General features: G+C 34.6%; 17 protein-coding genes. 15 read left to right on the plus strand and 2 right to left on the minus strand.

Annotated elements, in window-relative coordinates:
• Nucleotides 1-6: 6 nt before the first annotated feature.
• The 10 genes from lepB (at nt 7) to CN288_RS13855 (ending at nt 9,474) form a co-directional block, all read left to right on the plus strand.
• On the plus strand, nt 7-561 hold the full coding sequence (lepB, locus tag CN288_RS13810; protein WP_026592451.1) for a signal peptidase I: 555 nt from the start codon (nt 7-9) through the stop codon (nt 559-561).
• A gap of 170 nt (nt 562-731) precedes the next feature.
• Nucleotides 732-1,499 carry an IclR family transcriptional regulator gene (locus CN288_RS13815; protein ID WP_098302471.1) on the plus strand — a complete coding sequence of 256 codons (768 nt, stop codon included), beginning with the start codon at nt 732-734 and terminating at the stop codon, nt 1,497-1,499.
• Nucleotides 1,499-2,206 (plus strand): 5-oxoprolinase subunit PxpB, encoded by a 708-nt coding sequence (gene pxpB, locus CN288_RS13820; RefSeq protein WP_098302472.1) that lies wholly within the window; start codon nt 1,499-1,501, stop codon nt 2,204-2,206. Before CN288_RS13815 ends, pxpB begins: the two co-directional genes overlap by 1 nt.
• A complete protein-coding gene (locus CN288_RS13825) occupies nt 2,203-3,192 on the plus strand; it encodes a biotin-dependent carboxyltransferase family protein (RefSeq protein WP_098302473.1) in 990 nt (329 codons plus the stop codon). The genes pxpB and CN288_RS13825 overlap by 4 nt, the downstream gene beginning before the upstream one ends.
• A gap of 19 nt (nt 3,193-3,211) precedes the next feature.
• The gene (gene pxpA, locus CN288_RS13830) at nt 3,212-3,970 is read left to right on the plus strand and encodes a 5-oxoprolinase subunit PxpA (protein WP_026592455.1); all 759 of its coding nucleotides are present in this window, start codon (nt 3,212-3,214) and stop codon (nt 3,968-3,970) included.
• 20 nt (nt 3,971-3,990) lie between these two features.
• Nucleotides 3,991-4,686: a DUF969 domain-containing protein gene (locus CN288_RS13835; protein ID WP_090690225.1), complete on the plus strand. Its 696-nt coding sequence runs from the start codon at nt 3,991-3,993 to the stop codon at nt 4,684-4,686.
• A 1-nt stretch (nt 4,687) separates the two neighbouring features.
• Entirely contained in the window at nt 4,688-5,650 is a 963-nt protein-coding gene (locus tag CN288_RS13840) for a DUF979 domain-containing protein (RefSeq protein ID WP_026592457.1), read from the plus strand.
• A gap of 15 nt (nt 5,651-5,665) precedes the next feature.
• On the plus strand, nt 5,666-6,313 hold the full coding sequence (gene pcp, locus CN288_RS13845) for a pyroglutamyl-peptidase I (protein ID WP_098302481.1): 648 nt from the start codon (nt 5,666-5,668) through the stop codon (nt 6,311-6,313).
• 70 nt (nt 6,314-6,383) lie between these two features.
• Entirely contained in the window at nt 6,384-7,100 is a 717-nt protein-coding gene (locus CN288_RS13850; protein WP_141527971.1) for an NAD-dependent protein deacylase, read from the plus strand.
• A gap of 226 nt (nt 7,101-7,326) precedes the next feature.
• Nucleotides 7,327-9,474: a peptidoglycan D,D-transpeptidase FtsI family protein gene (locus CN288_RS13855; protein WP_098302475.1), complete on the plus strand. Its 2,148-nt coding sequence runs from the start codon at nt 7,327-7,329 to the stop codon at nt 9,472-9,474.
• A gap of 136 nt (nt 9,475-9,610) precedes the next feature.
• Here CN288_RS13855 and CN288_RS13860 read toward each other — a convergent pair whose 3' ends face one another.
• Together CN288_RS13860 and CN288_RS28785 are read right to left on the minus strand one after the other, a co-directional pair.
• Nucleotides 9,611-10,372 (minus strand): class I SAM-dependent methyltransferase, encoded by a 762-nt coding sequence (locus CN288_RS13860; RefSeq protein ID WP_098302476.1) that lies wholly within the window; start codon nt 10,370-10,372, stop codon nt 9,611-9,613.
• A gap of 256 nt (nt 10,373-10,628) precedes the next feature.
• Nucleotides 10,629-10,787: a hypothetical protein gene (locus tag CN288_RS28785; RefSeq protein ID WP_170833646.1), complete on the minus strand. Its 159-nt coding sequence runs from the start codon at nt 10,785-10,787 to the stop codon at nt 10,629-10,631.
• Between the two features lie 442 nt (nt 10,788-11,229).
• Here CN288_RS28785 and CN288_RS13865 point away from each other — a divergent pair, with 442 nt between their 5' ends.
• The 5 genes from CN288_RS13865 (at nt 11,230) to CN288_RS29605 (ending at nt 16,115) form a co-directional block, all read left to right on the plus strand.
• The gene (locus tag CN288_RS13865; protein ID WP_026592462.1) at nt 11,230-11,439 is read left to right on the plus strand and encodes an alpha/beta-type small acid-soluble spore protein; all 210 of its coding nucleotides are present in this window, start codon (nt 11,230-11,232) and stop codon (nt 11,437-11,439) included.
• A gap of 785 nt (nt 11,440-12,224) precedes the next feature.
• Nucleotides 12,225-12,356, plus strand: a complete 132-nt coding sequence (locus CN288_RS29600; RefSeq protein WP_255259975.1) for a hypothetical protein — start codon at nt 12,225-12,227, stop codon at nt 12,354-12,356.
• A gap of 691 nt (nt 12,357-13,047) precedes the next feature.
• On the plus strand, nt 13,048-14,751 hold the full coding sequence (locus tag CN288_RS13875; protein WP_090690211.1) for a M4 family metallopeptidase: 1,704 nt from the start codon (nt 13,048-13,050) through the stop codon (nt 14,749-14,751).
• Nucleotides 14,752-14,910: 159 nt separating this feature from the next.
• Nucleotides 14,911-15,981, plus strand: coding sequence for a Rap family tetratricopeptide repeat protein (locus tag CN288_RS13880; RefSeq protein ID WP_090690208.1), 1,071 nt, complete (start codon nt 14,911-14,913; stop codon nt 15,979-15,981).
• A 5-nt stretch (nt 15,982-15,986) separates the two neighbouring features.
• On the plus strand, nt 15,987-16,115 hold the full coding sequence (locus tag CN288_RS29605) for a hypothetical protein (RefSeq protein WP_255259976.1): 129 nt from the start codon (nt 15,987-15,989) through the stop codon (nt 16,113-16,115).
• Nucleotides 16,116-16,154 lie beyond the last annotated feature (39 nt).

Below are 16,154 nucleotides of genomic sequence, written 5' to 3' on the forward strand. Positions count from 1 at the left end.
GAAAAGATGGAGAAAAGCAAGAAAAAAGAAATTATTTCATGGATTAAAACAATAGGAATTACAATAGGAATCGCTTTAATTGTACGTGGTATTTTATTTACTCCTTCTCTCGTACAAGGTGAGTCTATGATGCCTACTTTAGAAAATAATGAGCGTGTCCTTGTCAATAAAATTGGTTATAATATACAAGGTTTAAATCGCTTTGATATTATCGTGTTTCATGGAAAAGAAGGATATGATTTAGTGAAGCGAGTAATTGGCTTACCAGGGGATACGATTGAGTATAAAAACGACGTATTATATGTGAATGGAAAAGCGGTAGATGAACCATATCTAGCAGAGTATAAGGAACAGGTAGGTAAAGGGAAGCTAACTCCTGATTTCACGTTAGAGCAAAAAACTGGAAAAGAAAAAGTTCCAGAAGGACAAGTATTTGTCCTGGGAGATAATCGTCAAGTTTCAAAAGATAGCCGCATGTTTGGATTTGTTTCTGAAGATCAAATTGTCGGAAAAGGTGAAGTAGTATTTTGGCCGTTGCAACAAGTAAGAGCGTTGCATTAAAGATAAGGTTTTGATATATGTGTTAAAAAGCATTGAATGTTCATTTCAATGCTTTTTTTATTTTAGAAAAATATTGTCTAAAAAGAAAGAATATTTTATAATTTTAAATTATATATTTGTTTCGAAAAACGGAATTGTTGTTCCGAATTACGGAACTTAGGGGAGCTAGGATGAGTATAAATAAAACAGCTGTAAAGACGATGGATATTTTAGAACTATTTTATGAACATGAAGAGTTAACGTTAACGGAAATGGTTCATCACACGGGGATGCCTAAAACATCTGTATACCGTTTAATTGGTTCACTTGAAGAAATGGGTTTTTTACAAAAGACAACAAAGGGAGCCTATAGACTGGGATTAATATTTTTAGGATTTGGTCAGCTTGTTTCGAAGCGATTATCGGTACGAAATATTGCAAAACCATATATGAAAATGCTTAGAGATTCTCTTGGTCAAGCTGTCAATTTAATTATTCAAGATGATAATGAGGCAATTTATATTGAAAAAATGGATGGAGATCAACCAGTAAGAGTATACACAGAGATTGGAAGACGAGCACCTTTATATGCAGGAGCATGTCCGCGTATTTTGCTTTCGTATTTTGGAGAAGCCGATCAAATGCGGTATGTAGAGAAAGTACAATTACAACGATTTGCGGATGGAACGATAGTGGATAAAGAAGAGTTACAAAACCAGTTACGTAAGGCAAAAAGAGAAGGGTATACGATAAGTTATTCGGAACTTGAGAACCATACAGCTGCCATTGCAGCACCTATTTTTGCAAGCGATGGTCATGTAATAGCTGGTATTAGTATTTCAGGATTAGAAATTGAGTATAATGAATCGACAATTCCAACCTTTATTAAAAAAGTGAAAGAAACGGCGCATCAAATTTCGAAAGAACTTGGCTGGATGGGTGAAAAGGAAGGGATATGATGAAATTTTCAGCACTAGGGGATCAAGCAGTTGTTGTTACATTTGGAGAAAAAATTGATTTGGGTATATATGAAAATGTGCAAAATTTATGCAGTCTATTAAAGCAAAATCCTTTTCATGGAATGATTGAGTGTGTACCTTCATTTACTTCTTTAACAGTATACTATGATGTATGTAAATTATGGGAGAAAAATGAAGGAAAGATAGTGCCTTATGATTTTGTATGTGAATACGTAAATCGATTGCTTAGTCATACTCAAAATAAAACGCAAAAACAATATGATTGTATTTCAATTCCAGTTTGCTACGGCGGTAAATATGGACCTGATTTAGAAGAAGTTGCAGCATACCATGAGTTATGTGCAAGTGATGTAATTCGTCTTCATAGTGAAGCGACGTATTTTGTTTATATGTTAGGGTTTACACCAGGTTTCCCGTATTTAGGTGGGATGCCCAAAGAGCTCGAAACACCTAGAAAACAAACACCGCGTTTACAAATAGCACCTGGTTCAGTTGGAATTGGCGGAAGTCAAACAGGAATATATCCATTAGAAACACCAGGTGGCTGGAATATTATTGGCCGGACACCTATTGCATTGTTTCAGCCAGATGAAGAAAAGCCTACATATGTCCAAAGCGGAATGTATTTACGTTTTATCCCAATAACAGAGGAAGAGTTTCTGGTTATGGAGGGAGCTAAGAAATGAATGTTGAGATTTTACATGCGGGGATGTTTACAACGGTTCAAGATTTAGGAAGATATCATTATCAACAATATGGTGTACCTGTTGGCGGTGCTATGGACCAGGCAGCATTAAGAATGATAAATATGTTAGTAGGAAATGAAGAGAATGAAGCTGGATTAGAAATTACAATGATGGGACCGAAACTACTTATAAAGAAAACAACATTGCTGGCAATTGGTGGTGCGAATACGGAGCCTCTGTTAAACGGGGAGCCAATTCCATTATGGCGACCAGTTCTGGCGAAAGAAGGGAGCATGCTTTGTTTCGGGAAGGTGCAATTTGGGTGTAGAACATATGTGACCTTTGCAGGTGGAATTGATGTTGCAAGTAGTATGGGAAGTAAAAGTACATATGTAAGAGCGAGTATAGGTGGAATGGAAGGACGGGCATTGAAAAAGGGAGATCTTTTTCAAATTGGTACACCGTCAAAATTTGCTACTTGCTTGATAAAGAACTTGATGGATGAAGAAAGAATGGCAACAAGTTGGGGGATATGTAGTCATGTTTTACCTAAATATAGTCGTAGCCCAATTATTCGTGTCATTCCAGATTTTGAATGGGATCAATTTAAGAATGAGAGTTTAGATGCGTTTTTTACAAAAGAATATAAAGTATCTAATTATGCTGATCGTATGGGATATCGGTTTGAAGGTGAAGAACTAAAAAGAATAGAACAATCTGAGATTTTATCAAGTGCAGTTACCTTTGGAACAATTCAGGTGCCGCCTGGTGGCAATCCAATTATCTTAATGGCAGATAGACAAACGACAGGTGGATATCCGCGAATTGGTAATGTCATATCAGTTGATTTACCTATCCTTGCACAATTGAAACCAGGTGATTATGCTACGTTTGCAAAGACTTCTATAACAGAAGCGACAGAACTTTACATAGAGCAAGAACAAAATATGAATTTATTAAAGAAATTTATCGCTTTACAAGCTTAAAGTAGGGGGGAAATAGAACATGGTTACGATTGATTTGAATTGTGATTTAGGAGAAGGATTTGGTGCATATCAAATAGGAAACGACGATAAAATTCTTCCGTTTGTTTCGTCAGTAAATATTGCATGTGGTTTTCATGCTGGTGATCCAACTGTTATGCGTCAGACTGTTGAAAAATCGCTAAGAAATAATGTGGAAATAGGTGCGCATCCAGGTTTTCCAGATTTAATTGGGTTTGGGAGAAGGATGATGCGCGTTTCTCCAGATGAAGTATATGATTATGTTTTATATCAAATCGGAGCATTAGATGGATTTATAAGAGCGGCAGGAGGGAGGATGCATCATGTAAAACCACACGGTGCACTTTATAATATGGCAGCTACTGATCAAGAAATTGGGGATGCGATTGCAAAAGCAATCTATCAAATAAATCCAGAGTTATTCCTGTATGGATTAGCAAATAGTAAATTTATACAAGCAGCCGAAAAATATGAACTGAGGCTTGTGCAAGAGGCGTTTGCCGATCGTACGTATCAATTAGATGGAACATTAACAAGCCGAACAGAAGAAAATGCAATTATAAAAAATGAAGATATAGCAATTGAACAAGTAGTGCAGATGGTTAAGGAAGGAAATGTAAAAACAGTCGGTGGAAAGATAATCAATATTGATGCGCAAACAATTTGCATACATGGTGATGGTGAGCACGCAGTTCAATTTGTAGAAAAAATATACAGAACATTTCGATTAAACGATATTTCTATTTGTGCACCAAAGTAGAATAAGGGGGAGATACATAAATGCTGAAATTAATTGGAATATTGCTTGTAGCTGTTGGATTTTTATTTCGTCTTAATACGTTATTAGTTGTAATGGTTGCAGGAATTGCAACGGGTATGATTTCAGGGATGAGTTTTTATGATGTGATTAGTATGTTTGGAAAGTTTTTCATAGAAAACAGATATATGTCGATGCCAATTTTATTAACACTCCCTGTCATTGGGATACTAGAAAGATATGGACTAAAAGAAAGAGCAGAAGCATTAATAACGAAATCTAAAGGAGCTACAACAGGAAGAGTACTCATGTCATATTTTGCAATTCGCGAAGGATCAGCTGCAGTAGGACTTAATATTGGTGGGCATGCTCAAACAGTAAGACCATTAGTTGCACCAATGGCAGAAGGGGCAGCACAAGGGCGTTACGGAAAACTTCCAGAAAAACTGAAAGAAAAGATTAAAGCGAATGCAGCGGCAGCTGAAAATACAGCATGGTTTTTTGGGGAAGATATTTTTATCGCAACAGGAGCAATTCTATTAATGAAGGGATTTTTTGATTCGGTAGGAATGCATGTTGGTGTGTGGGATATGGCGCTTTGGGGAATTCCTACGGCAATCTCAGCTTTTATTGTCAGTTGGATTCGTTTTAAACGATTCGATAAGTATATTGAAAAAACGATGAAAAAAGAAGAAAGCAAACAAAAGGAGGCGATATAAGATGAATATTATTACACTTGATACAATCTATTATTTATTAGGTATTATTGTTGCCTTTGTCGCGATTCGTATTGCTTTTGATCGTCAGCATCCAAATCGCCTTGGTTCTAGTTTATTTTGGGCATTATTTTCTATTACATTTTTATTTGGGAATATGATTCCGTCATTTTATATCGGTTGTATTGTATTAGCAATGGTCGTTTTAGCATCATTAAATAAAGTAACGAAGTCCAATGAAAAAGAAGCACCTACAGAAGAGCGAGTGAAACATGCAGAAAAATTGAGAAATAAAATTTTTATGCCCGCTATTTTAATTCCCATTTTTACAATCATTGGTACGTTAACGTTAGGAAAGCTAAAGTTTGGAAATGTATTTCTCGTTGATCCTGAGAAGGTCACATTAATCGCATTAGCTCTTGGGGCATTGCTTGCTTTCGTAGCGGCAATGGGAATCACAAAGGCAAAAATAACAGCCCCTGTACAAGAGGGAAGCAGATTATTACAAGCTGTCGGATGGGCCGTTATTTTACCACAAATGTTAGCAGCGCTTGGTGGTATTTTTGCAAAATCTGGTGTGGGTCAAGTTGTCTCAGATTTAGTAGGACAAGTATTGCCGACAGAATATCCATTTGTCGCTGTTATGGCATATTGTTTAGGGATGATGTTGTTTACAGTTGTAATGGGGAATGCCTTTGCCGCATTTGCTGTTATTACAGGAGGAATTGGTCTACCGCTTATCGTTCAAATGCATGGAGGTAACCCAGCGATCATGGCTGCGCTTGGAATGTTTGCAGGGTACTGTGGTACATTGATAACGCCGATGGCAGCAAACTTTAATATTGTACCAGCGATGCTATTAGAATTAAAAGATAAAAACGCGGTAATAAAGGCTCAAGCACCAATTGCAATTACTATTTTTGTGATTAATATGTTCATCATGTATGGACTTGTGTACAGGTTTTAGAAGGGAGTGGGGATGATGAAGACAGTATTGTTAACAGGGTTTGAGCCTTTTGGTGGAGAAGAAATGAATCCTGCCTGGGAAGTTGCAAAGGAACTAGATGGCCAAGTGATGGGAGATTACAAGATTATTAGTAAAAAAGTCCCCACTGTGTTTCATAAATCACTACAAGTGTTACAGACTTATATGGAGGAAATAGAACCAGAGCTTGTTATATGTATAGGACAAGCAGGAGGACGCCCAGATATTACAGTGGAACGAATTGCAATTAATGTTGATGATGCAAGGATTCCTGATAATGAGGGGAATCAGCCGGTTGATGTACCTATTATAGAAGAAGGACCAGTCGCATATTGGTCTACGCTTCCAATGAAAGTGATTGTAAAGAAACTTCGTGAAGAAGGAATACCAGCTTCTGTTTCGCAAACTGCAGGTACATTTGTTTGTAATCATCTCTTTTATGGACTTATGCATATGTTAGGTAAGAATGGAAATAGGATCCGAGGTGGTTTTATACATATTCCATTTTTGCCAAAGCAAGCAAGTAATCATCCTGGGCAATCAAGTATGTCACTGCCTGTTATTACAAAAGGAATTGAATTGTTAATACAGGTCGCATTAGAGGTAGAAACAGATATTGTAGAATGCGGCGGGGCAACACACTAAGCAAAAATGCAACGTCTACTATGGACAAATGTTATAATAATAGGAAGAAGTATACATAGAGGTGAGAGTCATGCAGCAATATGAAGAAGTACGTTCTATTATAGAAAAAGCAAATAAGATTACGGTATTAACGGGTGCTGGTGCGAGTACTGAAAGTGGTATTCCGGATTTTCGATCAGCGAATGGTTTATATGCAGATGCAAAAGTAGAAATGTACTTATCGAGAGGGTATTATAACCGTAACCCAAAAGACTTTTGGAAACATTATAAAGAAATATTTCAAATTAATACGTTTCATCAATATAAACCGAACCGAGGGCATGAATTTTTAGCTGATTTAGAAAGAAAAGGAAAAGATATCACAGTATTAACACAAAATATCGATGGTTTACATCAATTAGGTGGTAGTAAGCACGTTATTGATTTACATGGCACACTCCAAACAGCTCACTGTCCAAAATGTAAAACGAAATATGATTTGCAATATATGATAGATCATGAACTGCCACGATGTGAAATATGTAATTTTATCTTAAATCCAGATGTCGTTTTATACGGTGATACATTACCGCAATATCAAAATGCAATGCAGCGTTTATATGAAACGGATGTATTACTAGTGATGGGAACGTCGTTAAAAGTGCAGCCGGTTGCATCATTCCCGCAAATTGCAAAAAGAGAAGTAGGGGCAACAACAATTTTAGTAAATGAAGAATTAACGGGGCAAGAGAATCATTTTGATTATGTATTTCAGCAGAAGATTGGGCAGTTTGTAGATCAATTTTAAATGGTGTAGGAGAACCGAGATAAGAGGTATTTATCTCGGTTTTCTCGAGTTTAAATTTTCTTAATTTTCCATAAAATACTATAAATTATATTATCTATGTGCTTTAATATTATTAATAGAGAAAATTTTTATATCAGGATGAGTATGTATGGTTTTGTTTTTGGTTACTTATTTTGCGAATTGTGTGAGGGAAAGGGACTTTAAACTATAGAGAGAGGAGAGCATAATGGAAAAGAAGAAAGAGAAAACGAAACGGAAAAAGAAAAACCACATTCCTTTTCGGTTAAATGTGCTGTTTTTCTTTGTATTTCTTATGTTTTCAACTGTTATTATTCAATTAGGTAAGGTCCAAATTATAGATGGCAAGACGTATACAAATAAGGTGGAAAAGAAGGAGGATCTAACGGTTAGTACTCCTGTTCCGCGTGGTAAAATTTTTGACCGAGAAGGCCATTCGATTGTTGATAATAAACCATTACGGACTATTACATATACAAAAATGACAGGCGTTAATTCAGAAGAAATGTTAAATACGGCAAAACTACTTGCGAAAATCATTGAAATGCCGCAGGAAGCTATGGATAAATTAACAGAGGTAGATAAGAAAGATTTTTGGATGCAATTACATAAGAAGCGTGCAGCAGAAAAGGTGACAAAGGAGGATGAAAAGAAACTAAGAGCAAAAAAAATAGAGGGAAAAGAATTAGATAAAAAGATGGAAGAATTGAGACGTGAGCGGATTACAGCGGAGGAATTAAAGGAACTGACTGTCCAAGATATAGAAGTATTAGCAATTAAAAGTAAAATGAGCGCTGGTTATAAAATGATTCCTCAAATTATTAAGAAGGATGTAAAACAAGACGAATATGCCGTGGTTAGTGAAAAGTTAGCGGATCTTCCAGGTGTAGATACAACTGTAGATTGGGAACGTATATATCCATATGATAAGATACTTCGTTCTATACTTGGTAACGTTTCAAGCGCTGATGAAGGACTTCCAAAGGAACAACTAGACTATTATTTAGTTCGAGAGTATAACCGTAATGATCGTGTTGGAAAGAGTTATATTGAAAAGCAATATGAAGATGCGTTACATGGTACGAAAGCGCAATCAAAAAACATTACAGATAAGGAGGGAAAGATACTTCGAACCGAACAAATTAAAAAAGGAAAAAGTGGCAATAATTTAATGTTAACGATTGATATGGAATTACAAAAGCAAGTTGAGGAAAGCATTGAAAGAAATTTAATGGCATTCAAAGGCATAGAACCGTTGCTTGATCGGGCCTTTGTGGTAATGATGAACCCTAAAAATGGACAGCTGTTATCAATTTCAGGAAAAAAACTAGTAAATAAAGATGGAAATATGCAAGTAGAAGATTTTGCACTTGGTACAATGACGAGCTCTTATGAATTAGGTTCAACAGTAAAGGGAGCAACTTTACTAACGGGTTATCAAACGGGTGCTATTAAGCCATTTACTCATTTTTTCGATGCGCCGATGACATTTAAAGGAACAACAAAAGAAAAGAGATCATGGAAAGATTTTGGTGATGTTGATGATGTAAGAGCTTTACAAGTATCTTCTAACGTATATATGTTTCATACCGCTTTAAAGATTGCTGGAATTGATTATGTACCGAATAGTCCGTTAAATATAAAACAAGAAGTATTTGATAAAATGCGCTATCATTTTGGGCAATTTGGTTTAGGCGTTCCAACGGGGATTGAGTTACCCAATGAGACTGCGGGACAACGGGGAAGAAAAGATAATACACCGGGATTCTTACTTGATTATTCAATCGGTCAATATGATACGTATACACCGCTTCAGCTTGTGCAATATATTTCAACGATTGCGAATGGTGGTTATCGTATGAAACCACAAATTGTACAAGAGATTAGAGAGCAACCAGATAAAGCAGAGGATATTGGTAAGGTTGTTCAATCAATGGAACCAGTCATTTTAAATCGTGTAGATATGGATATTTCGTATATAAATCAAGTGAAAGAGGGATTTAGAAAGGTATTTCAAGAAACTGACGGAACTGGTGTAGCCCACTTTCAAAATCTTCCTTATAAGCCTGCTGGAAAAACAGGAACAGCAGAAGCGATATATGGTGGTGATAGCGATACAGGTAAAGACGAAAATGGAGATAGAAAAAAATGTTATAATTTAACCTTAGCTGGCTATGCCCCTTATGACGCGGAACCGGAAGTTGCATTTTCTGTAGTTGTACCATGGGTAAACGATGATAAATCAGGGATTAATTCTAAAATTGGAAGAGAAGTTTTAGATGCCTATTTTGAATTGAAAGCGAAACGAGTGGGTGGAAATCCAGTTCCTGTAGAACAGCCGAATAAACCGCAGTAAAATGATTTTTAAGGATAGAATAATAATGTATTCAAAAAAGAGACCTAAAAGGTAATGAGGCATACCTTTTAGGTCTCTTTTCGAATTAGCCCGCAGTAACAGCCTGATTCATTTAACAAGAAGAAACGTCCACTGATTAAAGATTTTGAGCTTTAATCATAAAACGATGTTGTTTCACATCGAAATACCCTTTTTGTAGAATAATTTGGTGTATTTTGTATAGCTCATTTATATATGTTTCAGTTTTGAAGTTAGGTACTTGCCAAGGAATGGCTTTTAAATAATAGACGAAAGCACCGATATCATAAAATCTTTGAACGGGAAATTCTTCTTTATATTGTAAAACTTTATAACCACTTTGTTGTATTTCCTCTAGAGCTGTTTCTAACTGCCAATTTGTAAATTCTAGATTGAGTGGTACGCCGAGTGTTTCATTGATTTCCGCACAATCTAAGCCACCTACTTGCTGCGTAAGGAAGATGCCATCTGGAGAAAGGATTCTTTTTACTTCAGAAGCAGAGTATGATTCATGTTGATTTAAAATTAAATCGAATTGCCTATCATCAAACGGTAAGGTGTTGTCATCCGTTACTTTTACTACTTTTATACCTAAAGGTTCTAATTTCTTTTTTGCTATAGGGATATTGGGTGTATAACCTTCAGTCGCATAAATAGTTGAAGGGAAAGGTCTTAACAGGGATAAAAATTCACCGCCACCTGTTCCCATATCAAGCATAGCATGAGCGTTTTGTATAAGCTGAAAGGCCATGCTGCCATATGACCAAGAAAGTAATTCACTTTTCATGCGACCAGTTTCTGTAATAAAAGAGAAATCCCATCCACTAAAGCTCGTATTTGCATTTTCTAAAAGTGTTAAAAATAATTTATCATTTTTCATGTTCGATCCTCCTGTTTATTATAAGAAAAATAAAGTGAATAAACAGAGGAGGAGGGCCTCTAATTGAGATATACGGTTGTTACGTTTCGTGTTCTAGTATTTTCATACAGAATCACTCCAGGAAAAAAAGTATGTTGTTTTACCTTCTAGATTTATAGATATAATACCTTCTCGAAGTAAAAAATAAAATAGATGCAGCTGTATAGCGGTAATAAAGGTAGTTTTTTATGCAACAAAATTCCCTATTCGTTCTTAACTAAAGCTTGTTGTTTTGTCTTTTGATGAGTCTATCTTCATTTCTGTTAGAAAGCCTTTGATCTGATTCTTGCATTTGTTCTTGATCCTTACTCGGAGTATTCAGTGCATCTAAAGGCATGTTGTTGATTTGATGATTTCGTAAATCTTTTTTATCCATGATATATAGCTCCTTCTGTGGTTTGAATTTACATACAATGTAGTTATTAATGGATATTTTACATCTTAAGATCAATTAATATACAAGGGATATATGGAAAAATCATTTAACTATAGTGGGTCTTTAAACAGAATAAAAAGGAAATAAATGGTTAGATTTTCTTAATTCACATAATTTTCAAAAATACAGTCTCCAAATGTTAATATTTGTTATATAATAAACCTATCAAGCATCATCCCTATGTTTTTCTAATATGCCTGTTAAGATAGTTTGTGTTCCCTTTTTATCACCTTACCTTAAAAAGAACTTGTAGTGATTGCTACAAGTTCTTTTGGTTTTCTGATTGAACATGAACGGAAACTTTTAAATATCAATTACCATAAAAAGGAATAAATATTTTTCCGTGATTCGTAGCATGTTAAAAACGTAGGAGGTGATACATATGGCAAATAAAAATAACAGAAATAATAATGTAGTGATTCAAGGTGCTGAGAACGCAATTAATCAAATGAAGTATGAGATTGCACAAGAATTTGGCGTACAGCTTGGTCCAGACACAACATCTCGTGCAAATGGTTCAGTTGGTGGTGAGATTACAAAACGTTTAGTAGCTATGGCTGAACAACAGCTTGGCGGTAGATTCACTCATTAATTTCACTTGAAGACATAAAAGGTTATAGTACGTCGTAGTACATATCTTTTTGCTTGTATGTAATTTATGAATAAGCTTTGATCTCAATAGATATTCATACGATAAGCATCCAAATAGGGTGCTTTTTTCTTTGTTACATAGAAATTACACAATAACCATGAAATAGAACACTTTAATAAGGTAGCACCGCGCTGAGGTTTTAACAGTTTCTTATTTGTATCGTTTTTGTGGAAACCTATCATGTTAACTTGATAGGTATGTGTTGTTACGCATAATATGGGAATGGGTAATGGAAGCTTTAAAAATCGTAGATGGAGCATTAGCGTTAATGTCTGAATTCTGAATATTAAAAAATATAAATTTCAATTCCTCTTTTTTTCGACACTATTAGACAATTATAATGTATTTAAGATTGGTAAATCGAGAAATCAAGTGTGGTGAAAAACATAAATAGGGGAAATTTGTATATAATGTTTTGTTAACAGCAGAATTAGTTTTATTAGTTATGGAACAATATGAAAAATACCACAAAAAGGAAATTGTATAGCTGATTTTAATTTACCATTTGAGCACGAATGTAACAGAAACAAACGTCAGTAAACACGGTTGCTTCTTTTTTGAAAAACTCTTCTAGTTCATCAATGACACACATCACCTGTCGTAAATAACAAGCAATAGACTGTTCATTAAAATTTTATAGAAAATGCATTTCACTATTATTTTGATGCGACATATAAAATATTCAATCTTAATATGGTACTATATAAATTATGCGAGGTGAAAACATGCAAAGTAAAGAAGAAATAATAACGTTTGCATTGGCAACGGGATTAATTATACCAACAGTGGCATTATGTGGTGAAAGTCATGAAGAGGAAGAAGAGAAGGTTATGTCTGATCTACCATTTGAACATTAATAGGGTATATTCCTAGTGCTATCAAACTAACGAAAATAAGAGAATTTCCAACTACATCAAAAAGAGAATATTTCGGATTTGTAGCATAGTTTTTAAACGAAAAGAACCGCATTCAGAATTGTTGAATAATATAAAAGTGTTAATAATTCCTGTAATTCATTATGCACTGTAAAAAACGAAGTCCTCCACAAGACTTCGTTTTTGTTTGTATAAACTATGAATAGTATCTATTTCTTGTATTACTTTTGCTTTAAATTAAAAAGGAGTTTAATAGATACGTATGAATATGACCAAGACAGAAACATGGAAGTACAAACAGAGTTTGTTAATAAATATATTAAAATTGCTAAAACAGAATTTGAAAACAAATTCAATCCATGCTGAGGTTTTATTTCTATTTAAACTTTATTATCAAAATCACATACTTATTTTGAAGACATAGCTTCATTTTGATCAAATTTTTTCAAAATGAAGTTTTTAATGTTTGTTCTTAAATAAGGATTAGTTAGATCCATATAAACATTAATTTTTTCTAGAATAATTGAATGTAAATAACTAATTATCAACATTAAAATATGAAATTTTGCATAATGTTACATAAATTCTGCGTTTTCTCTTTTTTTTGACAAGAATAGACAGTATACTTTTTTTACAAGTTCAATATTTCAGAAAATTATACGAGGTGAATATGATGAAGAATAAAAAAACATTAGCTACAGTCGCGTTAACAACAGGATTAGCTTTAACTGCCGTAGCACCATATGGAGTAGGTCATGCAGAGGAAACAGATCAACTACAAGTTCAAATTCAAGAGGATTCGTTTCGTACAGGTGAACTTACACAACCATCACAAAAGGAGCCAGAGAATGTAGTAAAAGATGCTCTTAAAGAGAAAACAGAGCAAGCGTTGTCTCCAAAACAAGTGAATGGAGAAACAGGAGTAGATTATAAGGTTCTTCAAAAGCGAGCTTCTTATGATGGGACGACACTTGTGCGTATGCAACAAACATACGAAGGAAAAGAAGTATATGGCCATCAATTGACTGCACACGTAGATAAAAAGGGTGTTCTTAAAAGTGTTTCAGGGGATAGCGCGCAAAATTTAAAGCAAGAAGATTTAAAGAAGCCTATTAATCTATCACAAGAAGAAGCGAAACAATATATTTATACGAAATACGGGAATGATATCAATTTTATTTCTGAACCAGAAGTAAAGGAAGTTATTTTTGTTGATGAAAATAATGGACAAGCCAGCAATGCATACCAAGTTACATTTGCTGCTGCAACACCAAAATATGTATCTGGAACATATTTAGTGAATGCACATAATGGGGATATGTTGAAAAATATGGTGCAGGAATCTAACTTAAAAGCTAGTGAAAAGCTTGTTGGGGCCTTAAAGGAAAGTAGAAAAAGCAATCTTACATCATTAACTGGAACAGGAAAAGATGATTTAGGTATCTCTCGTACATTTGGTATCTCTAAACAAAGTAATGGAAAATATGCGCTTGCTGATTACACTAGAGGGCAAGGAATTGAAACGTATGATGTAAATTATAGGGATATTACTAAAGAAGAAAGATATTATCCTGGTACTCTAGCAACTAGCACTTCAACAACATTTAATGATCCAAAGGCGGTAAGCGCTCATTACTTAGCAACAAAAGTATATGATTTTTATAAGGATAAATATAAGCGTAATAGTTTTGATAATAAGGGACAAAAAGTAGTATCAGTTATACATGCTTGGGATTCTGCAGATACAAATGATCCGAAAAATTGGCAGAATGCAGCAAGTTATAATAATGGTAGCATGCTTGTATACGGAGATCCTATTGTAAAGGCGTTTGACGTAGCGGGACATGAATTTACACATGCGGTTACATCTAGTGAATCCGATTTGGAATATTCCGGAGAATCTGGTGCGATTAACGAGGCGTTATCTGATATTATGGGAACAGCTATTGAGAAATACGTAAATAATGGAGCATTTAACTGGACAATGGGAGAGCAAACGGGAGCGGTGTTCCGTGATATGGCAAATCCATCTTCAATTAAATCTTCAGCTGGAGTACCTTATCCAGATGATTATAGTGAATTTAACGATTTTAATGGATGGGATAATGGTGGCGTTCATTTCAACTCTAGTATTATTAATAAAGTTGCGTATTTAATTGCAAAAGGTGGCACTCATAACGGTGTAATTGTAAAAGGTATTGGCGAGGATAAAATGTTTGATATCTTCCATTATGCAAACACTGATGAATTAAACATGACTTCTGATTTCTCTGAATTGAGAGCGGGTTGCATTCGAGTTGCAACAAATAAATATGGGGCTAACTCAGCTGAAGTTCAAGCAGTTCAAAAAGCGTTTGATGCAGCGAAAATTAAGTAAGCGAGAAATATAGCTCTTATCCGTATTGATGGACTCAGCACATAATGGCTGCATAAGCAAGGGATTGGACATGTTCTGCCATTGTTTCGACTATGGAAAGTTAGATGTCGGAAAATTTGTTTTTTATGATGATATTACTATAATAGGATGAGGAATATTATGGATACACATATAATAGCAAAAGAAGAAATAATAACATTATTAAGCGGTTGGTATAATGCAATTATTTCTCAACATATAATAAAAGCTAAGCACTTAAAGGAAGAGATTGATAGAAATATTCATAGTATGGAGGAAGACTCTAATATCTCTATCTATTATTCTCTACTTAACTTTAGATATAATTTACTGGTTTGTGATACAGATGGTTCTAAAGACTGTCTAGAAAAGATTGCTCCATTTCCAGAGCAAACCGAAACATTTTTGAAATATTATTATCATTTCTTCAAAGCTATTTATGCAATTTCGGTTGGAAATCATAATGAAGCAAAAGAACAATATGAGAAGGCTGAAAAACTCTTAGCAACGATTCCAGATGAATTAGAAAAGGCTGAATTTGATTACATGTTTGCAGTATTCCATTATCAATCCTTAAACCCGTTGTTGGCTGCAAAATATGCTAATAAGGCAAAAGAGGTATTTTCGAAACATACAGGATATGAAATGAAAGTTGCTTCCTGTCAAAATACCATAGGACTTGCTTGTACAAAACTTAGACTGTTTGAAATTGCGGAGGAAAATTTCATTTCGGCTCTTAGAATATTTGAAAAATATGGCGAAGAACAACTAATAGGTAAAGTGAAACATAATTTAGGATTATTATATGCTGATCAAAACCTTTCAGAGTTAGCGATTAAATATTTAAAGGATTCTTTAAAAAATAACCCTAGAACTATGTTCTTATTAGCTAGGGAATATTATAAGTTAGGAGAAAATTTTCTTGCTGCAGATCTAATTGAGGTAGGATATAACCTTACAAAACTTAAAGAATATAAGTGCCATTTCGCTATCTTAAGAGAACTCAATAAGGGGGCAGAGATTGGGGAACTAGAGAAAGTTATTATGACGGGAATATATTATTTCAAGAAGGAAAACCTATGGGGTCATGTAAAAGAATATGCTTCAATTCTCGGAAACAAATTCTATGACCTAAACAATTATGAAAAAGCCAGTAGATTCTTTCACATTGCCCTAGATGCTGACAAAAAAGATTTAGAGAAGGGAGCATAAAAATAATGAAAAAACTAATTTTAACTGTAATGATTTTTACGGGGATTTTATCTGTTGGTGTTGCTAATCAATCTATTGAAGAGCCATCAGCTAAAGCTAATCTACTTTGTTTAGATCATGGAGAAACTATCTAATTAAAAAAAAGTAAGCCTCTGGTATTATCCCATTTAGGT

The organism is Bacillus sp. AFS023182, from assembly GCF_002560575.1.
GTDB classification, from domain to species: domain Bacteria; phylum Bacillota; class Bacilli; order Bacillales; family Bacillaceae_G; genus Bacillus_A; species Bacillus_A arachidis.